This window comes from Lysobacter sp. Soil_N_51, assembly GCF_057655755.1.
Window position 1 is genome coordinate 341525 of the sequence record NZ_JBDGLR010000007.1, and the last position, 23598, is coordinate 365122.

The window sequence follows — 23598 nt, forward strand, 5'->3', positions numbered from 1 at the left end:
CGATGAGCGCGCGAACCCTGGAAATATCGGCCAATTCGCTCGGTTCCGCGCTGGCCGCGCAGACCGGTGGCGCCGATCGGGTGGAACTGTGCGAAAACCTCGGCGAGGGCGGCACCACGCCGTCCTACGGCAGCATCGCGGTCGCGCGCGATCGTCTGCGCATCGCCCTGTACGTGCTGATCCGGCCGCGCGCCGGCGATTTTCTGTTTGATGAATCCGAATGCGCGGTGATGCGCGCCGACATCGAAAACTGCGTACGCCTGGGCTGCGACGGAGTGGTGATCGGCGCGCTGAATGCGCGCGGCGACGTCGATGCCGCGCTGTGCCGCGAGCTGATCGCGGCGGCCGGGCCGCTCGGCGTGACCTTTCACCGCGCCTTCGACGCGGCGCGCGATCAGTCGGCTGCGCTGGAGGCCGTGATCGGCCTGGGCTGCGAACGCATCCTGACCTCGGGCGGCGCGAACGATGCCTGGACCGGCGCCGACCGCATCGCCGCGCTGGGCGAACAGGCCGGTGGCCGCATCGCCTTGATGGCCGGCGCCGGTGTGACCGCGCATAACATCGTCGCGCTTGCTCAGCGCGCGAACGTGCATGAACTGCATGCATCGGCGAAAGCGCCTCGACACTCGGCGATGACGTATCGCAACGAGGCCCTGGCCGGCTTGTCGCCGGACTGGGTGCAAAGCGACGCGGAGCGGGTGGCCGAATTGGTGGCGGCCTTGCGCGGTTGATCGCAGCTGGGTTGCGCAAGGCGAGAGGCACCATGGGCTACGAATACGACGCGATCCCGAACGACGTCGACGACTATCGGCGGCGTCGCGACACGCTGCCGCTCCAGCTCGAATCGTTGGCGACATTCAGTCGCAGCGTCGGTGCCCACGAAGTCTGGCTCAGCGGTCCGGAACGGCCCGAGCGCGGCTGGGAGGAAGTGCAGCTGGTGTTCGGCCAGGACCGTGTGCGTCTGGCCTGCATGACCCCGTTGAGCGCCTCGGTTCGCAGCGATTTGCGCCTCGTATTGGCATTGGTCGGCGGTTCGGGCGGTGCGCGTTATGTCGACGACGACGGCGAGCCGGCTGGGTTCTGATTCTGCGCGGTATGACGATGCATGGTATCCGCGCGATGCAGGTCGCGCGGCGGTACTCGAGACGGTGGCATTCGTCTTCGCTCGGACCGTTTCGTTTTGCCATGCGCGCAATCGTCGATCTCATCACAAGGCCATCCCTTGATGCCAAGCCGATCGATGCCGTGAGCCTCGTCGCTCTCGCGCGGCGTGACGAGCGTCTTGGAGGTCTCGTGCGAGCGCGGATGGATTGGCCAGATCCGATCGCGTCGCGCGCGAGGAGCATGAAACAACGCAATGCCACGTAATTTAGCCGCGTTCGTGGCTTATCGGTGCTGCGGTTGAAAGCCTAGGAATTTCCCGCCGATGGATGATCGGACGTGGATCACGCCGACAATCGGCATGCGCTAGCGCAACCGGACAATCGATGTTGCAGTGAGTGCGCGCCGCTGCTAATCGTGCAATCGCGGCGCTCGAATACAGGCACGTAGCTCGCGTGCGACTGCGCCGCTCACACCCGCAACGACGCGAAGCCCGCGCGGCCATCGCGTCGGTTCCCTTGCCCGTCTCCACACCGCCCTAGCGGAGCGATTCCCATGCCTATCGATCCACGTCCCGAGCCGACGCTCGACGATCACGCCCACGTCCACGCTGGCGATGATGCAACCGATCCGCGCCGCCGGCGCTTTATCGCGCAAGCCCTCGCGGTCGGCGCGGCCGGCGTCAGCGCCGGCTGGTGGCCTGCATTTCAGGTCGAAGCGGGCAGCGCGGCCGCCGCCTGTGCCGCGCCGCCGGCGTTTCCTTCGCACATACCGTTGTTTCAGCAGGCGTACCGCAACTGGTCCGGCGAAATCCAGATCGACAACGTGTGGACCTGCTCGCCACGCAGCGCCGAGGAGGTGGTCACGGTTGTCAATTGGGCGCGGCAGCACGGTTATCGCGTGCGTCCGCGCGGCATGAACCACAACTGGTCGCCGTTGAATCTGTCGCCGGATCAGACCTGCGACGATCGCATCGTGCTGATCGATACGGTCACTCATCTGACTCGGGTGGAGATCGATCGCACTGAGCAGCCGGCGCGGGTCAAGGCGCAGGCCGGCGTGCTGATGCAGGATTTGCTCGCGCGCATGGAAGAGGTCGGCTTGGGGTGGGCGCATACGCCCGCGCCGGGCGATCTCACCCTGGGCGGCGTGCTCGCCATCGATGCGCACGGCACGGCGATTCCCGCGCTCGGCGAAACCCGGACGATCGGACACAGCTACGGGTCGCTGAGCAATCTGGTGCTATCGCTGACCGCGGTGGTATGGAACCCGGCGCAGGGCGCTTATGTGCTGCGCACGTTCCGTCGCGACGAGGCCGACTGCGCCGCGTTTGTGGCCCATCTCGGCCGCGCGCTGATTGTCGAGGCGACCTTGCAGGCTGGGCCGAACCAGCGCCTGCGTTGCCAGAGCAACGTCAATATTCCCGCAAGCGAATTGTTCGCCGCGCCGGGATCGCCGGGCCGCACCTTGGCGAGTTTCCTGGACAAGTCCGGACGCGTGGAGACCATCCATTTTCCGTTCACGCGCAATCCCTGGCTGAAAGTGTGGACGCTCACGCCGAGCTTGCCGCCGATGGTTCGCGAAGCCACCGCGCCGTTCAATTATCCGTTCTCCGACAGCATCCCGCCGGAACTCGCCGACTACATCCGCGATATCAACCTGGGCGATGTCAGCCGCACGCCGGCGCTGGGCGCGTTGCAGTACACCCTGGTCAGCGCCGGCCTGTTGTTCACCGCGAGCTTCGATCTTTGGGGCTGGTCGCGCAACGTGATGCTGTACGTGAAGCCGAGCACGCTGCGGGTGACGGCGAATGGGTATGCGGTGATCACCTCGCGCGCCAACGTGCAGCGGGTGGTGCACGAGTTCGTGAGCTTCTACCAGGCGCGCGCCGACGCCTACCGCGCGCAGGGAAAGTTTCCGGTCAACGGTCCGGTGGAGATACGCGTCACCGGCCTGGACCGCGCCGATGAAGTCGCGATGCCCAACGCGGTGGAACCGCTGTTGTCGGCGGCGCGGCCGGTGCGCGACCGGCCCGACTGGGACTGCGCGGTGTGGCTGGACCTGCTGACCTTGCCGGGCACGCCGGAGGCCGAGCCGTTCTATCGCGAAGTCGAGCAGTGGGTGTTCGCGCAGTTCTCCGGCGGCCATGCCCTGGCGCGGGTGGAGTGGAGCAAGGGTTGGGGATACGACGCCAGCGGCGCCTGGAGCGATGCCACGGTGATCGGGCAGACGATCCCGCAATCGCTGCGGCATGGGCAGGCGCCGGGCTCGGGCTGGGATGCGGCGCTGGCGATTCTCAATCGCCACGATCCGGCGCGGGTGTTCGCTTCGCCATTGCTGGATCGGTTGATGCCGTGAGGGGTGTCGCCGCGAAGGTATCGGCGTTCGCGCCGGTGCCTTCGCCCGATCGATGCGAGCGGTCGGGGCGGTGGGCGGGGAAGGGCGTCCTCGTCCGTGAACGCCATTCGTTTCGATTGCCATGCGATCCAGACATACCGTCCGCGCACCAAGAACCCGGCAGTCATCGCCAGCGCCATGCTGCGCCGCACGCACGGACCGGCGATGCATCACGAATCGGCACGCGGCGTCCCCGATCGCGGACGCCGTGCGTGCTGGGCCGATCCCGGCCCGGCCCCGACGCCAGATTCGGCAAAACAATCACTTAGCGATTGTTCTCGCGCCGCGGGCGCTGTCGGTCCGGTTCGGCCGGCCGTATAGCACAGGTCCATTGCTGCGCCGCGTCATGCATCGGCCACCCCTCTGTGGTTAATTTAGATCGATCCAATTTGGGGATTGGATGTGCCAGGGCTGCTCATGATAGCGGCCTGGGCGTCACTACTTAGATCGAGTTAAACGCTATTCGGGGCCAGGGACAGGTCGCTCGCAGTCCATTTCTAAAAGGGGAGCACCGCAACATGAGCCATTCCACTGTGCGACGCAGCGCGCTGACCTGCGCCTTGCTGTCGGTCCTGTTCGCGCCGCATGCGCGCGCCGCCGATGCGCAGCCCGATCCGTCCGCCGATCGATCCCTCGCTGAGCAATCCCAGGCTGAGCAGACCCAAGCCGGGCAGGCGCCCTCGTCCGATCAGGCCAGCAACGCGCGCAAGCCGACCGAGATCGACAAGGTCACCGTCACCGGTTCGCGCATCAAGCGCGCCGAGATCGAAGGCCCGGCGCCGGTGTTCACCATCACCGCCGCGCAGATCGAGAAGGAAGGCTTCAACACCGTCTACGACGCGCTGACCACCTTGACCGAGGCGATGGGCACGGTCGAATCCGACATCGCCTGGGGCCAGCACACGGTCAACGCCAGCCCGCTCAATCTGCGCAACATGGGCCCGGGCCGCAGCCTGCTGCTGATCAACGGCCGGCGCGTGGTCGATTATCCGCTGCCGTATCAGGGCAAGAGCAATTTCGCCAATTTCAACAATATTCCGACCGCGATCGTCGAGCGCATCGAAGTGCTGGCCAGCGGCGCGTCGGCGATCTACGGCTCCGACGCGGTCGCCGGCGTGATCAACGTGATCCTCAAGAAGGAATTCCAGGGCGATCAGGTCAAGATCCGCGGCGGCACCTCGACCCGCGGCGGCCGCGACGCGATGGACCTGTCCTGGGCCGGCGGCCGCAGCGGCGACAACTGGTCGGTGACTTATGCGCTGCAGTATTTCAAGCGCGAGGCGCTGCCGGCGGGCGAACGTCCGTTCATGGATTCGGATTTCGACGCGCCGCCGCGCTCGCTCAATCCGCAGGACCGCACCACCGGCATCCTGCCGTCGACCGGCATCCGCATGCTCAACACCGATACCGGCATGCGGCTCGCGCCGCCGCCGGGCGCCTGCGATCAGTTCGGCGGCGAGTTTTTCCTGCAGAACCGCCGCACCTACAACCGCAACAGCAACACCATCAACAACACCGGCTGGCAGTGCGGGCAGAGCGCGGTGTTCCAGCACTGGACCCTGCGCAACGGCAGCGAGGACCGTTCCGGCTATCTGTACGCCAATTACGATTTCGAAAACGGCATGCAGGGCTGGGCGACCTTGGGCGTGTGGAGCTCGCGCGGCACCAACATGACCTTCATGCCGGCCTGGAGCTCGAGCGGCAGTTATTTCGACCGCGGCGTCGGCGCGAATCTGGACCTGGTGCGTTACTTCACGCCGCAGGAAATCGGCGGCGCCGAAAACGGCTACACCCGTTCCGATGAATTGTCCTGGGACGCGTCGGCCGGCCTGCGCGGCAAGTTCGGCGATCGCTTCGACTGGGATTTCAGCATCGGCCGCGCCGAATACCGCGTCGACGAAAAATTCCCGGCGGTGCTGACGGCCGAAGCGGACCGTTTCTTCCTCGGCGCCAACCGCGATCGCGTCGACCAGGGCCGCTTGTGGAATCCGATCTCGCCGCAGGATTACGCTTCGATCACCACCCGCGGCAAGAACCGCGCCGAATCCTGGCTGACCTCGGCCAACTTCATCGTCAGTGGCGATCTGTTCGAGGGCTGGGCCGGTCCGATCGGTTTCGCCGGTCAGCTCGAAGCGGCCAAGCAGGGCTATCGCCTCGCCCCGGATGCGAACACGCTCGGCGACAATCGTCTGTACGAGCAGACCGCCAACATCGATCTGGGCTCGGGCTCGCGCAATCACTACGCCGCCGGCATCGAGTTCAAGATCCCGTTGTTGAAGTCGTTGACCGCTTCGGTGGCCGGGCGCTACGACAAGTACGACGCGGTTTCGGGCGATGCGGCGAGCACCTACAACGCCGGCCTGGAATGGCGGCCTTTCAGCAATCTGCTGGTGCGCGGCACCTACGCGACCAGCTTCCGCGCGCCGGACATGCATTTCGTCTACGCCACGCCGAGCACCTCGGTGTCGGATCAGACCGATTACCTCAACTGCCTGCGCGCGGGTCAGCAGGGCAATTGCACCTGGGATTCGGGCTTCAAGGTCGAGGACGCGGAGATCTCGCGCCAGGGCACGCCTGACCTGAAGTACGAAACCGGTCATTCGTGGACCGCCGGTTTCGTCTGGGACATCGCCGACGGCCTGTCGGTGTCGACCGACTATTGGCGGATCGAGCTGGAAGACGAGATCGACGACATCGGCGCCGACGACGTGCTGCTCGACGAAGCCTACTGCCTCACCGGCAAGACGCCGACCGGCGAACGCCGGATCAGCCCGCCCAGCGCCGATCGCTGCAAGCTGCAGCTCAGCCGCGTGACCCGCGGCGCCGATCCCGACGGCGCCGGCCCCTTGCTCGGCCCGGTCACCGAAATCCGCACCGGCCCGATCAATCGCGCCGCGCGCAACGTCGAGGGCATCGACGCTTCGCTCAAATACCGTTTCAGCACCGCGCGCTGGGGCGATTTCAGCGTCGGCCTGAACTACACCAACCTGCTCAAGCTGGAAACCCAGAGCGACGGCAGCGCCGAGATGGAAGACAAGCGCACCGACGAACCGCGCAGCAAGTTCCGCGGCAGCGTCAACTGGCAGCGCGACAAGTGGAACGCCACCGTCTATGCCGACCGCGTCGGCAGCGTGCCGAGCGTGCGTTTCGGCGGTTGCCGCGAATTCGCCGACGGCTACGTGCCCAGCTCGGACGATTGCGTGGACAACGACGCCGCCAGCCCGACCTTCGGCCAGAAGACCGAGAAGTACTACGGCCGGGTCGGCCCGGCGATCACCTGGAACCTGAGCGCGGGCTACCAGATCACCGACAAGGCCAAGGTCAACGTCTACGTCAGCAACGTGTTCGACGAAGTCAACGAAGACAAGGACCCGTACAAGAAGGACTTCGCCTTCATCGCCGACCGCATTTTCAGCCCGGTCGGCCGCGAAGTAGCGATCGAGTACGTGCTCGACTTCAACTGATCGATCCGCCCGCTGCGATGGTCGCCATCGCAGCGGGCTCTCTCTCACCATTGGCAGGGCAAAGGCAACGATGACTCGCAATCCGGCACGGCGCAGGCATGACTTGGTTTCGGCGAAGGGCGCGCGTACGCGGCCGCTGGGTGCGACGTTGACGTGCGCGCTCATCGTGGCCCTGGCCGCGGCGAGCGCGCAGGCCGCCACGCCCGCGCGCGATCCGGTGCGCGAGGTCAACACCTTCATCGGCAGCAAGGACGACGGCAACACCTTTCCCGGCGCGTCGGCGCCGTTCGGCCTGATCCAGGTCAGCCCGATCGGCGATCACTACAGCGGTTGGCGTTACGACGATCCGAAGATCCGCGGCTTCGGCCATTCCTTCCTGTCCGGCGCGGGCTGCTGGGAGCAGGGCGGCCAGTTGTCGGTGTTGCCGACCACCGGCGAGATCGGGCCGGGCAAGCGTTTCGATACGAAAGAATTCAAGTCGTTCGATCAGAAAAACTACGCATCGAGTTACAGCCACGACGGCGAAGTCGGCGAAGCGGGTTATTACAAAGTGCGGCTGACCGGCGAAGCCGGCGGCGACATCGACGCCGAAGCGACCGCGCTGACCCGCGCGGCGGCCGAGCGTTATACGTTCCCGGCCGGGGCGAAGCAGGGCACGATCCTGGTCAATACCGGCCAGGCCAACGAGCGGCACATGGTGATCGGCAGCACGGTCCAGGTGATCGGCGATCGCGCGGTCGAGGGCAGCATCACCACCAAGAGTTTCTGCGGCGGCCAGCAGTACACCACCTGGTATCGCATGGAATTCGACCGGCCGTTCGCCAGCCACGGCACCTGGGACGAAACCGGCGGGCATCCCGGCGGCAACAACAGCATGCAGGGCGACACGCGGCCGCACGGCGCGTGGTTCACCTTCGATACCAAGAACGGCCGTGCGGTCACGGCGATCAGCGCGATCTCGCACGTCGACGCCGAAGGCGCGCGCCGCAATCTGCGCGACGAGGCGATGAAGAACGGCAAGGCGCTGAGCTTCGATGCGATGCGCAAGCAGGCGCAGGACGTGTGGCGCAAGGAACTCGACTCGGTGCGGGTCAGCGGAGGCAGTGGCGACGATCGCACCGTGTTCTACACCGCGCTGTATCACTCGCTGCTGCAGCCGTTGACCGGCAGCGACAGCGACGGCCGCTATCGCGGCTACGACACGCAGATTCACAAGGCCGAGGGCTGGACTTACTACGAGTATTTCTCGTTGTGGGACACCTATCGCTCGCAGAACCAGTTGCTGGCGATGCTGCGCCCCGAACGCGCGCGCGACATCGCCAACTCGGTGCTCAAGATTCACGAGCAGAACGGCTGGCTGCCGCGTTGGGGCTATGCCAATTTCGACAGCAATGTCATGACCGGCGACCCGGTCACGCCGTTCCTGGTCGATCTGTGGCGTTTCGGCGCGCTCGAAGGCCGCGAGCAACCGGCCTACGCCGCGCTGCGCGAGAACGCGTATGGCACGCCGCCGGCCTTGGTCCGCAGCCAGGGTCGCGCCGGCAATCCGGGTTACCTCAAGAACGGTTTCGTCCAGTACGACCGCGCGTTCCCGGCCAAGAGCATGGACGTCGATCCGCATCACGGCGGTTCGTCGACGCTTGAATATGCGCTGGCCGATTGTTCGCTGTCGCAGATGGCGCAGGCGCTGGGCCATAAGGACGATGCGGCGACTCTGCGCGAACGCGGCAGCAACTGGCGCAAGGTCTGGGACAACGACGCGGTCGACGCCGAGCTGGGTTTCAAGGGCTTTCCGCGTCCGCGCCTGGACAATGGCGGGTTCTATTCGGAAACCGATGGCCGCTACAGCCCGCGTTCGCACCACGGTTTTCACGAAGGCACCGCCTGGCAGTACCAGTGGCTGACCCAGCAGGACGTGCCCGGCGTGGTCGCGGCGATGGGCGGCGCGGAACAGACCGGCAAGCGCCTGGATGCGTTCTTCGCCTACGACCAGTTGCTCGCCGATCCGCTCAACGCCGCGCGCAAGCAGTGGGTGGTCGGGCCGTACAGCTATTACAACCAGTACCGCTACAACCCCAACAACGAACCCGACTTGCACAGCCCGTGGATGTACACGCTGATCGGCCAGCCGTGGAAGACCGCGACCGTGCTGCGTTCGGCGCAGGCCTTGTTCACCAACGCGCCCAACGGCGTCACCGGCAACGACGATCTGGGCACGATGTCGGCCTGGTATCTGTTCAGTGCGATCGGTCTGTATCCGGCGGTGCCGGGCAGCGGTGAGTTGCTGCTGCATACGCCGCGGTTCGAGAAGGTCGAGCTGGATCTGGGGCGGGGCAAGACCTTGACCATCGAAGCGCCGGGCGCGGATGGGCGCGCACTGCAGTATGTGCAGGGCGTGAGTTTCGACGGCAAGGCGCAGGACAAGGTTTGGCTGGATTGGTCGGCGCTGCGCGACGGCGGGCGTTTGCGTTTCGATTTGGACAAGCAGCCTGCGGTAGGCGGGTGGGGTACGCAGGCGGCGAGTCTGCCGGTGTCGGCGTGTGCGTCGGCGCCTTGAGGCGATGACTATGACCACGACCACGACCACGACCACGACCACGACTGCGACTGCGACTGCGACTGCGACCAAGATTGCGACTGCGGTTGCGGCTGCGGTTGTGAGTGTCAGCGCGACCATCTTGCCGATAGCGTCGAATCTCCCAGGTCGTCATTCCCGCGAACGCGGGAATCCAGCGACTTTCGGGCAGGTCGCGTCAAAGTCACTGGATTCCCGCGTTCGCGGGAATGACGGTAGGAAAGGGCGTGGTTTTCCAGTCTCGAACGCTTCGGGCAACGCTTGCGGCAAACGCTTCGGATAATCGATGAAAATCTCTTTGGCGAAACTGAGACTGTCGAAGCTGCGACTGGCCGTAACCGGCCTGGTCGGCGCAGCGATCGGTTTCGCGCCGATGGTCCACGCCGACGATGGTGCTGCCAGCACCGGCATTGAGACCAACCAGCAGACACGCACCCCCGAACTGGTCCCGCGTCCCTCCCAGTTCCACCACGGCGACGGCGAATTCACCCTCGACACCAACACTACGCTCTACGCCAACAACGCCGAAGCGCGCGCGGTCGCCGCGTTGTTCCGCGACGAACTCGCCCGCGTCCAAGGCCTGGAACTGAGCCTGCGCAGCGGCGCGCCTCGCGCACGCAAGCATCAGGCCGATCCCAGTGGCTACGTGCAGTTCGTCGCCGAGCCGCTCGCGGCCGGTGCCGATGCGAGGGCGAACGAACGCTACACGCTCGACGTCACCGCCAACGGCATTCGCCTCGCCGGATCGCCGGCGGGCCTGTTCTACGGCTACCAGACCTTGCGCCAACTGTTGCCCGCGACGTCCGGCGAACGCGCGCTGCGGATGCAGGCGTTGAGCATCGAAGACCAGCCGCGCTTCGTCTATCGCGGCATGCACCTGGATGTCGGCCGTCATCTGTACCCGGTCGACTTCATCAAGCGTTATCTCGACCTGATGGCGCGCTACAAGCTCAACACCTTCCATTGGCATCTCACCGAAGACCAGGGCTGGCGCATCGAGATCAAGCGCTATCCCAAGCTCACCAGCTTCGGCTCAAAGCGCAAGGAAACCGTGCTCGGGCGCAACATCGATCCTTATGTCGGCGACGGCAAGCCCTACGGCGGCTTCTACACCCAGGACGAAGTGCGCGAGGTGGTCGCGTATGCGCGCGCTCGCCACATCACGGTGATTCCTGAAATCGAGATGCCGGGGCATTCGCTCGCGGCCTTGTCCGCGTATCCGGAACTCGCCTGCACGCCGGGGCCGTTCGAAGTCGGTACCAATTGGGGCGTGTACGACGATATCTATTGCCCGAAGGAAGAAACCTTCAAATTCCTGGAGAACGTGCTCGACGAAGTGGTCGCGCTGTTCCCCGCGCCGTATCTGCATATCGGCGGCGACGAGGCGCCGAAGACGCGCTGGAAGAGCAGCGAGGTCGCGCAGGCGGTGATGCGCCGCGAAGGGCTGAAGGACGAGCACGAGCTGCAGAGCTACTTCATACAGCGCATGGAGAAGTTCCTGCATTCGCGCGGCAAACGCATCATCGGTTGGGACGAAATCCTCGAAGGCGGCCTCGCGGCCGACGCAACGGTGATGTCCTGGCGCGGCGAAGCCGGCGGGATCGCGGCCGCGCGGCAGGGCCACGACGTGATCATGACCCCGACCCAGTGCTGCTATTTCGATTACGGCCAGGGTCCGGCCGAACACGAACAGTGGAACCTCGGCGGCGAGCTGAGCCTCGATAAGGTCTACGCCTACGACCCGGTGCCCAAGGTGCTCGACGCGGCGCAGGCGCGGCATGTGCTCGGCGTGCAGGGCAATGTCTGGAGCGAATACCTCAAGACCCCGGCAATGGTCGAGTACATGGTGGTCCCGCGCATGCTCGCGCTGGCCGAGGTCGCGTGGACGCCGCAGGCCGATCGCGACTACGCCGATTTCCAGCGCCGCCTGCGCGGGCAGTTGCCGCATCTGGATCGCGAACAGGTCGGTTATCGGATTTCCAAGCCGCTCGGTCTGGACGATGTCGTGCAAGTGCAGGAAAACGGCGAGCCTGCGCATTACACCCATCGCTACTCTCTGATCGCCTCCGCGCCCGGCGCGAGCATCCACTACACCGTTGACGGCAGCGAGCCCGACGAGCGCTCGCCGGTCTACCAAGGCCCGATCGAACTCGACGTGCCGCTCGACGGCAGCCGCAGCCTGCGCACGATCACCGTGCTCGAAAACGGCCGCCGAAGTGGGGTGCACAGCGCCAGCGTGCGTTATCGCAGCTATCGGCCGGCGACGGCGAAACCGAAACGCGCGAGCATGGGGCTGAGTTATCGCCTGTACGAGGGTCTGTATTCGAGCCTGGACGAATTCGAACAGGCGGCGACGCCGCAGCAACGCGGCGCGGCCACCGACTTCGCGGTCGAGCGCTTCGGCCGCAGCCGTCGCTTCGGCCTGCAGTACGAGGGCTATGTCGAAGTGCCGGCCGACGGCCTGTATCGCTTCGCGATCCAGGGCGACGACCGTTCGGCGTTGTACCTCGACGGCGAAGCGTTGATCCGCAACGACACGTACGACCAGACCATGCAAGCCTCGGTGCCGCTGCGGCGCGGTTGGCATCGTCTGCGAGTGGCCTGGTATCAGCGCGAGGGCGGACTGAGCCTGCGCGTGCAATCGGCGGCGCCAGGACAGGCGCTGCGGGAACTCGATCTGCGCGGGGCGGTGCATTGAACGCGGTCGCGCGAGCGGAAATCGAAGCGGTGGGCGGTATTTTTTTTACGTTGTAGTTTAGATCGATCCAAATTAATAACCACAAAAGCAACCTTGGCCGAGGGTTCGGCCGCGATCGGGAGGGGTCACAGGTGAACCAACAACACACGCATTCCAGCCACCGGCAACGGGTCCGGCGCGACGCATTGACCGCGGCGATGCTCGCCGCCTTGTATCTGCCGCTGATCGCGCAAGCGCAGGACGCGGCGCCTGCCGCGGGCGGCGAGGTCAAGTCGATCGACAAGATCACCGTCACCGGTTCGCGCATCAAGCGCGCCGAGATCGAAGGCCCCGCACCGGTCACGGTGATCACCACCGAGCAGATCAAGCGCGAAGGCTTCGCCAACGTGTACGAGGCGCTGAGTTCGCTGACCGAAGTCACAGGCTCGGTCCAGGCCGACGTCAACAAAGGCCCCACGCCCAACGCCAGCCCGCTCAACCTGCGCAACCTCGGCCCCGGCCGCACCTTGCTGCTGATCGACGGCCGCCGCGTCGCCGACTATCCCTTGCCGTACGAGGGCCGCGGCAACTTCGCCAACTTCAACAACATTCCGATGTCGGCGGTGGAGCGAATCGAAGTGCTCGCCAGCGGCGGCTCGGCGATCTACGGCTCCGACGCGATGGCCGGCGTCATCAACATCATCATGAAGAAGAACTTCAACGGCGACGAAGTCCGGATCAAGGGCGGCACCACCACTCGCGGCGGCGGCGATTCCTACGACCTGTCGTGGACCGGCGGGCGCACCGGCGAGAAGTGGAGCGCTACGTATGGCGTGCAGTTGAGCGGCCGCGAAACCATCTTCGCTGGCCAGCGAGGCTTCCTCGCGTCCGATCTGGAGCCGGCCGCGACGGTCAAGCCGCTGGTCAACGATCCCTGGCCGTGGGTGTGGGGCGTGGAGCTGATCGACACCGCCGCCAAGCGCCGGGTCACGCCGCCGGCCGGCGCCTGCGATCGCTTCCAGGATCTGCCGCTGCACAACTTCCTCGGCAACGACGGCAACGCGCCCGAGTTCCCCGGTTACAGCTGCTCGCAGTCGCGCGGCAATTCGCTGTGGAGCCTGCGCAACGGCTCGGACAACCGCTCCGGCTTCGGCAACTTCAGCTACGACTTCGACAACGGCATGCAGGCCTGGGTCAGCGCGTCGCTGTGGGACAGCGACGGCGAGTCGCGCCAGGACGAAGCGCTGCGCTTCGAACTCAACCGCGGCGGCGCGTTCTACGACCAGAACACCGGCCGCAGCTACCAGGCGCGCCGCGCCTTCACCGTGCCCGAAGCCGGCAGCCGCGACCCGTTCCTGTTCAACACCAGCGAGCGTTCCTGGGACCTCGCCGCCGGTCTGCGCGGCCGCTTCGGCGAGCGCTTCAACTGGGACGCCACGGTCGGACGCACCGAGTACAAGGTCGACTTCAGCTTCCCGGGCATGCTGCAGGGCGCGGTCGACAGCTACTTCCTAGGGCCGCAACTGGGCACCAACAACGGCCTGCCGGTGTACGCGCTGGATCAAGGCAAGTTCTGGTCGCCGATGTCGCCGGACACCTTCCGCCAGCTCACCACGCGCGGCAAGAGCAGCGCCGAATCGTGGATGAATCAGGCCCAGTTCGCGGTCACCGGCGATCTGTTCGAACTGCCGGCCGGCGCGGTCGGTTTCGCCGGCGTGATCGAAGCCGGTTCGCAGGGCTATCGCCTCAATCCCGATCCGCTGACCTATGGCCCGAACAAGCTTTACGACCAGCCCGGCGGCACCAACCAGGGCGGCGGCGAACGCAAGCGCTACGCTGTCGGCGTCGAGGTCAAGGTGCCGGTGTTCAAGACCCTGGACCTGACCACCGCCGGCCGCTTCGACCGCTACGACGACGACGCGCGCGAGGAAAGCAACTTCACCTGGAACGCCGGCATCGAGTGGCGTCCGATCGAAAGCCTGCTGATCCGCGGCGCGTACAACACCACCTTCCGCGCGCCGGACATGCATTACCTGTTCGCCACCAGCGGCACCGGCACCCAGGAAGACACCGACGTGAGCACCTGCGTCAATCGCGGGCTCGGACCGGATTGCGGATCGCAGGCGCTGTACTACCGCCACAACATCGCTCGCACCGGCAACCTCAAGCTCGACAGCGAAACCGGCAAGTCGTGGAGCGCGGGCTTGGTGTGGGATGCGAGCGACAACCTGTCGTTCAGCGCCGACTACTGGCGCATGACCATCGACAATCAGGTCCGCGACTTCGACATCGCCGACATCCTCGATCTGGAAAGCCAGTGCCGCAACGGCCGCACCCGCCGCGCCAGCGACCGCATGCAGGTCACCCCGGGTTCGTCGACCTGCGCCGATATCATCGGTCGCGTCACCCGCAGCGCGCCGGGCACCAATTCGTTCGGCGTGGCCGATCCGAATTATCCGCTCGGGCAGGTGGTGTCGGTGTTCAGTGGCCCGATCAACATCGCCTATCGCGAAGTGGCCGGTGTCGATCTGACCGCGCGCTACAAGATCCCGGCGACCCGCTTCGGCGATTTCAGCTTCCAGTTCAACTACACCAACCAGCTCAAGAACAACGAGCAGCGCGACCCGGGTTCGCCGATGCAGGAGAACCGCGACAAGGAAGTGCGCACCTTCGCCCGCGCCAGCGCCAACTGGAGCCGCGGTCCGTGGAACGCGACCTTGTTCGCCAACCGCATCGGCCACGTCAACGGCGACAGCTACAACGAGTGCGCGCCGATCCTGCCGGGCCAGACCGACACCACCTGCCACAGGGTCGGCAAGCTCAAGGCGCCGGTGTATTTCAATCTGAGCGCGGGGTATCAGCTGACCGAGCAGGCGCGGGTCAACCTGTATATCGACAACCTGTTCGATGAGGCCGACTACAAGGACCCGTACAAGAAGTTCTTCGCCTATGCCAACGAGCGGGTGTTCTCGCGCGTGGGGCGTGAAATCTCGGCGGAGTTCGTCTACAAATTTGATTGAGCAATGGTTCGATTGGGTCCGACGGTTCGATCGAGTCCGTGGTTCGATCGATCCCTGTGATTTGATCGAACGGCTGTGGTCGATCGGATGGGATCGATCACAGCCACTTCTTCGTATCGAGCGAGCGGGCCGCCCGGGCCCGTTCGATCGGCGGCAAGCCCCGGGTCGCCTTCGTCGCATGCGCTCCCTCCACGCGCATGCAGCGGTCGCGGCGCGGACCTCCCGGGCAAGGCGGTGTTACCCCCGCGAGCGCGTTGCAATGCGCGCGGGGTTTTCCGGATGTCGGAGAGGGAGCGCGGGGATCGCGCTCCCGCTTTTTCGGCTGGTCCGGGCTCCATGGGTCGAGGCTAGCCGTTGTTGCATGGCTTACCTGTAGGAGCGGCGTGAGCCGCGACCGCGAAATTGCAGTTACGGCGCAAGTTGCATCCGCTTAGTGCCGTTGTGTTTCTAGTTTTATGGTTTTTCGTCGTTGTCGCGATGGCGCGGTCGCGGCTCACGCCGCTCCTACAGGTAGGCCATGTGGGAACTGATCTAACGCGTCACCCGCATCATTCCAACCAAACAAGGTATGCGCATGCCCATCGCCCGATCCTCATCCGATTCCGTCTTGCGCGTGCGCAGCCTGGCCGCGATCGCGCTGATGCTGATCGCCGCGCTCGCGGCTTACGGCGCGCAAGCCGCGCCGCTGCATTCGCAGCCCTTGCATCAAAACTGGCAATTTCGGCTGGTGCCGGGCGATCCGCAGGCGGCGGCACACCAGCCGGCGACCGAGTGGCATCCGGCCCAGGTGCCCGGCCACGTTCACACCGATCTGCTGGCGGCGAAGCTGATCGAGGATCCTTACGTCGGTGCGCGCGAAGCGCAGCTGCAATGGATCGGCCTGTCGCAGTGGGAATACCGCGGCCGCTTCGACGTGGATCGCGAGACCCTGGCGCGCAAGCACGTCGAGCTGGTGTTCGACGGCCTGGACACCTTCGCCAGCGTGCAGCTCAACGGCGTGGACCTGCTCAAGGCCGACAACAGCTTCCGCACCTGGCGCGTGCCGGTCGACGGCAAGCTGCGCGAGCGCGGCAACGAATTGCGAGTCGTGTTCGATTCGCCGATCCGCCGGCTGCTGCCGCAGGTGCAGGCGATGCCGAACAAGATAGCCGGCAACTATCCTTCGCCCTACGGCGACGAACCGCGCGATGCGATGACCGCGAATTTCGTGCGCAAGCCCGGTTATCACTACGGTTGGGACTGGGGCCCGCGCTATGTCACCGCGGGCATCTGGCGCGGGGTGCGGCTGGAGAGTTGGGATCGCCTGCGCGTGGCCGATCTGCATGTGCAGCCCAAGACGATCAGCCAGCAACGCGCCGATGCGGCGATCGAGCTGGAGATCCAGAGCGCCAGCGCCGGAGCGGCGACGGTCGAGATCGAATACGCCGGTCCCGATGGCCGCCCCGAAACGCTGAGTCATCCGACCCAGCTCAAGCTTGGTCGCAATCTCGTGTCGATCCCGTTGAGCATCGAACGCCCGCGTTTGTGGTATCCGGTCGGCTACGGCGAGCAGGCGCTGTACTCGTTCAAGGCCACGGTACGCGACGGCGATGGCGTGCAGGCCGTCGCCCAGCGCCGCACCGGCCTGCGCAGCATCGAACTGCGCCGCGACAAGGACGCGAACGGGCAGGGCTTCGCCTTCGTGGTCAACGGCATCGAGGTATTCGCCAAGGGCGCCAACGCGATTCCGTTCGACGCGTTCCCGGCGCGGGTCACCCGCGAGCGGCTGCGCCGCGACCTGCAATCGGCGCGCGACGCCAATATGAACATGATCCGCAACTGGGGCGGCGGTTATTACGAATCCGACGATTTCTTCGAACTGACCGACGAGCTGGGCCTGATGGTCTGGCAGGACTTCATGTTCGGCGGCGGCATGCCGCCCGGGTACGACCCCGCGTTCCGCGCCAACGTGGTCGAAGAGGCGCGCGATAACGTGCGCCGCCTGCGCAACCATCCCAGCATCGTGCTGTGGTGCGGCAACAACGAAGAAGAAACCGCGTGGAAGGATTGGGGGCACAGCAAGAAACTGATCGAGGCCGATCCCAAGTTCGCGCAGACGGTGTGGGACGGCTATGTCGCGTTGTTCGGCAAGGACCTGCGCGCGGTCGTGGCCGAGCAGGGCGCGGGCGTGCCGTACTGGTCGAGTTCGCCGAGCAACGATCTGGCCGACAAGGCCAACGATTCCAACAACGGCGACAAGCATTACTGGGACGTGTGGGGCGGCCCGGCGCTGCCGGCGACCGCGTATCTCGACGAAACCCCGCGTTTCATGTCCGAGTACGGCCTGCAGGGGTGGCCGTCGCTGCGCACCATCGCCGCGTTCGCCAAGCCCGCGGAGCAGGGCATCGATGCCCCGGTGATCCGCGCGCATCAGAAATTCCTCGCCGGCGACGGCAACAACCGGCTGCTCAAGTACATCCGCGGCGAATACGGCGAGCCGCGTGACTTCGCCGATTTCGTCTACCTCAGCCAGCAAGTGCAGGCCGAGGGCATTGAACTGGCGGCGTTGCATCATCGCGCTTCGCGGCCACGCACCATGGGCTCGCTGTATTGGCAATTGAACGATGTCTGGCCGGGCGCGTCGTGGTCCAGCCTGGATTACTTCGGTCGCTGGAAGCCGCTGCATTTCCACACCAAGCGTTTCTTCGCGCCAGTGACGATCGCGCCGTTGCGCCGGCCGGGCCGCGACGGCGGCCGCACCGAGCTGAGCTTGTTGAACGACAAGACCACGGGCGTGCAGGGCGAATGGCGCCTGCGGGTGATCGATTTCGACGGCCGCGTGCATCGCGACGAACGCAAGCCGGCGAGTCTGGCAGCGCTGGCCTCGACCCGCATCGGCGAGTGGAGCGATGCGCAACTGCTCGGCGGTGCCGATCCGCGCCGCACCGCGGCGGTGTTCGACCTGATCGTCGACGGCCATTCGGTGGCTCGGCGCGCGGTGTATTTCGGCGAGGCGCGGACCCTGGCGTGGCAGGACCCGAAGCTGCGCACCGAGCTGCGTCGCGACGGCGACGGTTATCGCCTGAGCGTGCATGTCGATGCGCTGGCGCGCGCGGTGTGGGTCGATTTCGGCGATCAGGATGTGAGTCTGGCCGACAACGCGCTGACCTTGCTGCCGGGGGAGACGGTGGAGATCGCGGTGCAATCCAAGGCGGACCTGGCTAGTCTGCGGAGTGGGTTGAATGTGCGGTCGTTGTATCGGCCTTGAGGCGGACGCTTGGTATTTCTTGAGACGCAGCCCGGTAGTTGCGTCTTGGCTCGATCGATGGCGGTGTGATCGATCCGCTTGAAGATGATGCGGTGTCGCGGGCGACAGCAAATCCCCCGCGCTGGATGTTCTGCTTCGACCTCGATGTTGCGCCGGGGCGCCGGCCCCTTTTTTTTTAAAGGGGGCGAGTTGACGCGCTTGTTCGAAAGGAACGAGTCGACTTGCTTCGTTGCAGTGGTAGGGAGCCCGCGTCCCCACCGTTCCAACTCCATCACAGGGAAGTCCCCGCCTTTGAAAAAAGCGGGGCAGGGGAGATTTGCTCTTGTTCCCCACCCGCGACCAAATCCCACGCTTGCAAGCCCCAGGCCGCTCCACCACTCTGCTCACTGCGGCATCCGCCCCCGCAAGGAAGCCCGCTCAACCCTTTTCGCGCCACGGCGCGTTGAGAGTCTCAGCCCGCACTCAAAGGAAGAGGTTCCCGGTGAAATCACCGTTCTCGCTCGCCGCATTCGCCGGTGTGCTGCTCAGTCTGCCGCTCGGTCTGGTCGCGCTCGCGCAGGCCCAGGTCCATGGCCCGATCACCGCGCCGCGCATGCCGCCGCTGTTGATCGTGCGCGATGCCGCAAAACCGATCGAACTCGAATCGGCCCGGGTCGAGGGTGAGGTCGCCGGCGGTCTGGCCCGCACCTCGATCGAACTGGTGTTCCGCAACCCCAACGCGCGCGTGCTTGAAGGCGAGCTGCAATTCCCGCTGCGCGACGGCCAGCAGGTCGCCGGGTTCGCGCTCGATATCGACGGCGCGCTGCGCCCGGCGGTGCCGGTGCCCAAGGCCAAGGGCCGGCAGGTGTTCGAGGCCATCGAACGTCGCGGCGTCGATCCGGCGCTGCTGGAACAGACCGCGGGCAATCAGTTCAAGCTGCGGATCTATCCGATCCCCGCCCAGGGCACGCGCCGGGTGCGGCTGGAACTGAGCGAATCGCTGAGCCGTCACGACGGCGAATGGAAGTACGAATTGCCGCTGGCGTTCGCGGCGCAGGCGCGGCAGTTCGATCTGGCGATCCGCGCCGCGCAGAAACCCAAGCTCGAGGGCCTGGCCAGCGGTGTGCAGATCGATTCGCGCGGCGGCCGCTACACGGTCCGCTTGAACAAGCCGCCGGTCGGCAACGCTCTGAGCCTGAGCATCCCGGCCTCGGCCACGGCGCGCGCCTACACCCAGGATGTCGCCGGCGAGCGCTATTTCCTCGCGGAGATCCCGGTCGAAGGCGCCCGTCAGGCGCGTGCGTTGCCGAAGTCGATCGGGCTGTTGTGGGACAGCTCGGCGTCGGGCCGCAAGCGCGACAACGCGAGCGAGCTGGCCTTGCTCGATCGTTACTTCCGCGCCGCCGGAACGGTGCAGGTCAGCCTGATCCGGCTGCGCGATCGCGCCGAGCCGGCGCGCAGTTTCGCGGTCAGCGGCGGCGATTGGTCGGCGTTGCGTCGTGAACTGGAGAACACGGTGTATGACGGTGCGACCGATCCGGGTGGCTGGGAGCCGCGGGCCGGTATCGAAGAGTACCTCGTGGTCAGCGACGGCCTGTTCAATTACGGCAAGCGGAGTTTTCCGCAATTGCTGCCGCGGCAGCGTCTGTATGCGCTGAACTCGGCCGGCGCGAACGCCGACGGCGCGCGACTGAGCGCGTTGGCGCAAGCCAATGGCGGGCGATTGATAAGCTGGCAACGCGCCGGCGAACTCGATCGCGCCGCCGATGCCTTGCTCAACGAGGGCCCGCAATTGCTCGGCGTGAGCGCGCTGGGCGCGAGCGAGGTGGTCGCCGATTCGCCGTTCGCCGATGGCGGACTGCTGCGGATCGCCGGCCGTTTGAACGACGCGAAGGCGCAGCTGACTCTGCGTCTGCGCGACGGCCGCGGCGAGCGCGAGCAGACCGTGGCGGTCGATGCCGCCAGCGACGCGAGCGGCTTTCCGGCCGGGCTGTGGGCGCGTTACACGATCGCCGCGCTGCAGGCTGATCCCGACCTCAACCGCGCCGCGATCGCGCGCCTGGGCCAGCGCTTCGGCATCGTCACCGCCGAGACTTCGCTGATCGTGCTCGACGATATCGCCGACTACGTGCGCTACGACATCGCCCCGCCGGACCGGCTCGACGAATTCAATCGACTCAAGACCCGGCAGGCGGCCGAACTCGATGGCGCGCGCAAGGCCAACCTGGACCGGGTGGCCGACCTGTACAAGCAGCGTCTGGATTGGTGGCAGCGCGACTGGCCCAAGAACGCGCCGCCCAAGCCGGCCGAGGATCTGAAGCTGAGTCTCGCCCGGCAATCGCGCGAGGAAGGTTCGCAGCGCGCGTACGCGATGGCGGCGCCACCGCCGCCGCCCGCGCCGATGGTCGAGGTCGAGGCCGCGCCGATCGCGGCCGATGCCACGACGCTGGATAGTATCGAGATCGCCGGTGGCATGGTCGCCGATGCCGCCGCCACCGAAGCGAAGGTCGTTGCCGGTTCGAACGCCACGCCTCGCGCCAGCATCAACCTGAAACCGTGGCAGCCCGATTCGCCGTACGCGCGCCGCCTGCGCCAGGCCAGCGCCGACCGGGTCTATGCCATCTACCTGGACGAACGCGATTCCAATGCCGGCAGCACCGCGTTCTATCTCGACGTCGCCGATGTGCTCAGCGAAAAGGGCGAGCGCGATCTGGCCTTGCGGGTGCTGTCGAACCTGGCCGAGATGGATCTGGAGAACCGCCACATCCTGCGCGTGCTCGGCTATCGGCTGATGCAGGCCGGCCAGCCCGCGCTGGCGGTGCCGGTGCTGCAGCAGGTGCTGCGCCTGGCCGAGGAAGAGCCGCAGAGTTTCCGCGATCTGGGCCTGGCTTATGCCGCGAACGGGCAGTACCAGCAGGCGGTCGACAGCCTGTACGAAGTGGCGTTGCGCGACTGGGACCAGCGCTTCCCGGGCATCGAGGAAATCGCGCTGGCCGAGCTCAACGCCATCGCCGCCGCGCACCCGGCGCAGGTCGACACGCGCCGCATCGATCCGCGCCTGAGCCGCAATCTGCCGCTCGACCTGCGCGTGGTGCTGAGCTGGGACAGCGACAACTCCGACATGGACCTGTGGGTGACCGACCCGAACGGCGAGAAGTGCTTCTACAGCCACAAGCTGACCTACCAGGGCGGGCGCATCACCAACGATTTCACCGGCGGCTACGGTCCCGAGGAGTTCTCGCTGCGCAAGGCCAAGCCCGGCAAGTACAAGGTCGAGGCCAATTTCTACGGCGACCGTCAGCAGCTGGTGACCGGCGCGACCACGCTGAGCCTGTGGCTGAGCACCGGCTTCGGCGGCCAGCGCCAGAACGACCAGCGGGTGACCCTGCGGCTCAAGGACCAGAAGGAACTGGTGCTGGTCGGCGAGTTCGAGGTCAAGTAACGATCGCCCCTGTAGGAGCGGCGTGAGCTGCGACCGCGAATTCGACAAGCCCACGCAGGCTGGCTGCGGTGGCCGACCGTTACGGCAAGCCCAGGCCAGCGCCGGGGTTTGCCATGGCGCGGTCGCGGCTCACGCCGCTCCTACAGGTAGGCCTTGGGGCAGGGCGGCCAACCACCGCCGCGGCTGCTAGAATCACCGGTTCTTCCGCATAGCAAGCACCGGACATGATCGAACTCAATCCCGTCCGCCAGCGCATCGCCGACCTCAAGGGCCGGCTGGATTCGCTCAGGGGGTATCTTTGACTACGACGCCAAGGTCGAACGTCTCGAAGAAGTAAACCGCGAGCTGGAAAGCCCGGACGTGTGGAACGACTCCGAGCGCGCCCAGGGCCTGGGCCGCGAGCGCGCCGCGCTGGAAAAGGTCGTCAACGGCATCCGCAGCCTCACCGAGGGCCTGATGGGCGGCCTGGAGCTGCTCGAATTGGCCGAGATGGAGGACGACGAGTCCACCGCGCTGGCCGTGGTCGAGGACGTCGAACGCTACGCCAAGGAAGTCGAGAAACTCGAATTCCGCCGGATGTTCTCCGGGCAGATGGACTCGGCTTCGGCCTTCGTCGATATCCAGGCCGGCGCCGGCGGCACCGAGGCCCAGGACTGGGCCGAAATCCTGCTGCGCATGTACCTGCGCTGGGCCGAATCGCGCGGCTGGAAGGCCGAGCTGATGGAGGTCAGCGGTGGTGATGTCGCGGGCATCAAGTCGGCGACGTTCCGGGTCGAGGGCGATTTCGCCTACGGCTGGCTCAAGACCGAGACCGGCGTGCATCGCCTGGTGCGCAAGTCGCCGTTCGACTCCGACAACCGCCGCCACACCAGTTTCACCTCGGTGTTCGTGTCGCCGGAAGTCGACGACAAGATCGTCATCGACATCAACCCGGCCGACTTGAAGACCGACGTCTACCGCTCCTCGGGCGCCGGCGGCCAGCACGTCAACAAGACCGAATCGGCGGTGCGTATCACCCACGTGCCCAGCGGCATCGTGGTGGCCTGCCAGACCGAGCGCAGCCAGCACGCCAACCGCGACCGCGCGATGAAGATGCTCGCGGCGAAGTTGTACGAACTGGAAATCCAGAAGCGCAACGCCGAGCGCGACGCGGTCGAGGCGACCAAGTCCGACATCGGCTGGGGCAGCCAGATCCGCAACTACGTGCTCGACCAGAGCCGGATCAAGGATCTGCGCACCGGCATCGAACGCAGCGATACCCAGAAGGTGCTCGACGGCGACCTGGACGAATTCGTCGAAGCCAGCCTGAAATCGGGCCTGCAAGTGGGATCGAAACGCAACGACGCGGTGTAAGCCGCGTCGTTTCGGGCGATGGGATGGACGCGGCGTGTTCGGCGCCGTGTCCGCTCTCGGCGCGATTCCCTACGGTTCTCGTTGGGCTCGCGGCAGACTGGGCTCGCGGCGGATCGAGTTCGCGGCATTATCGGGTCCGCAGCGAGAACCGGTTTGGGCATGCAGCGGTTAGCCGCATTGCTCGCGGCACGAACCGGTTCGGACCACCCGGGCTCGGGCACTGGTTCGCGCACGCATCGGTTCGCCGCGTCCTCTCTGGTCGTCATCCCCGCCTTCGCGGGGATGACGGGTAGGCAGGGGCGCGATGGCCTGACAGTGTCCTGATAGCGCCGCCCGCGGGAAA

Annotated in this window: 10 protein-coding genes; all 10 read left to right on the forward strand. The window is 66.1% G+C overall.

Features of this window, described 5'->3' with window-relative positions; genetic code table 11:
- Positions 1–2: 2 nt before the first annotated feature.
- The 10 genes from AC3A4T_RS15755 to prfB all read left to right on the forward strand — a co-directional run bounded on the left by AC3A4T_RS15755 (position 3) and on the right by prfB (position 23255).
- Positions 3–731 carry a copper homeostasis protein CutC gene (locus AC3A4T_RS15755; RefSeq protein ID WP_487676213.1) on the forward strand — a complete coding sequence of 243 codons (729 nt, stop codon included), beginning with the start codon at positions 3–5 and terminating at the stop codon, positions 729–731.
- Positions 732–763: 32 nt separating this feature from the next.
- The gene (locus tag AC3A4T_RS15760) at positions 764–1084 is read left to right on the forward strand and encodes a hypothetical protein (protein WP_487676214.1); all 321 of its coding nucleotides are present in this window, start codon (positions 764–766) and stop codon (positions 1082–1084) included.
- A 572-nt stretch (positions 1085–1656) separates the two neighbouring features.
- On the forward strand, positions 1657–3459 hold the full coding sequence (locus AC3A4T_RS15765; RefSeq protein WP_487676215.1) for a cholesterol oxidase substrate-binding domain-containing protein: 1803 nt from the start codon (positions 1657–1659) through the stop codon (positions 3457–3459).
- Positions 3460–4016: 557 nt separating this feature from the next.
- Positions 4017–6962, forward strand: a complete 2946-nt coding sequence (locus tag AC3A4T_RS15770; RefSeq protein WP_487676216.1) for a TonB-dependent receptor plug domain-containing protein — start codon at positions 4017–4019, stop codon at positions 6960–6962.
- Between the two features lie 70 nt (positions 6963–7032).
- Positions 7033–9519 (forward strand): GH92 family glycosyl hydrolase, encoded by a 2487-nt coding sequence (locus AC3A4T_RS15775; protein ID WP_487676217.1) that lies wholly within the window; start codon positions 7033–7035, stop codon positions 9517–9519.
- Between the two features lie 304 nt (positions 9520–9823).
- Entirely contained in the window at positions 9824–12235 is a 2412-nt protein-coding gene (locus tag AC3A4T_RS15780) for a family 20 glycosylhydrolase (protein ID WP_487676218.1), read from the forward strand.
- A gap of 131 nt (positions 12236–12366) precedes the next feature.
- Entirely contained in the window at positions 12367–15234 is a 2868-nt protein-coding gene (locus AC3A4T_RS15785; RefSeq protein ID WP_487676219.1) for a TonB-dependent receptor plug domain-containing protein, read from the forward strand.
- Positions 15235–15874: 640 nt separating this feature from the next.
- Complete coding sequence (locus tag AC3A4T_RS15790; RefSeq protein ID WP_487676283.1) at positions 15875–18481, forward strand: beta-mannosidase; 2607 nt, start codon at positions 15875–15877, stop codon at positions 18479–18481.
- 481 nt (positions 18482–18962) lie between these two features.
- Positions 18963–21902 (forward strand): DUF2135 domain-containing protein, encoded by a 2940-nt coding sequence (locus AC3A4T_RS15795; RefSeq protein WP_487676220.1) that lies wholly within the window; start codon positions 18963–18965, stop codon positions 21900–21902.
- 224 nt (positions 21903–22126) lie between these two features.
- A protein-coding gene (prfB, locus tag AC3A4T_RS15800; RefSeq protein WP_487676221.1) for a peptide chain release factor 2 occupies positions 22127–23255 on the forward strand; the annotation gives its coding sequence in 2 pieces (ribosomal slippage) (positions 22127–22201 and positions 22203–23255; 1128 coding nt in all).
- Positions 23256–23598 lie beyond the last annotated feature (343 nt).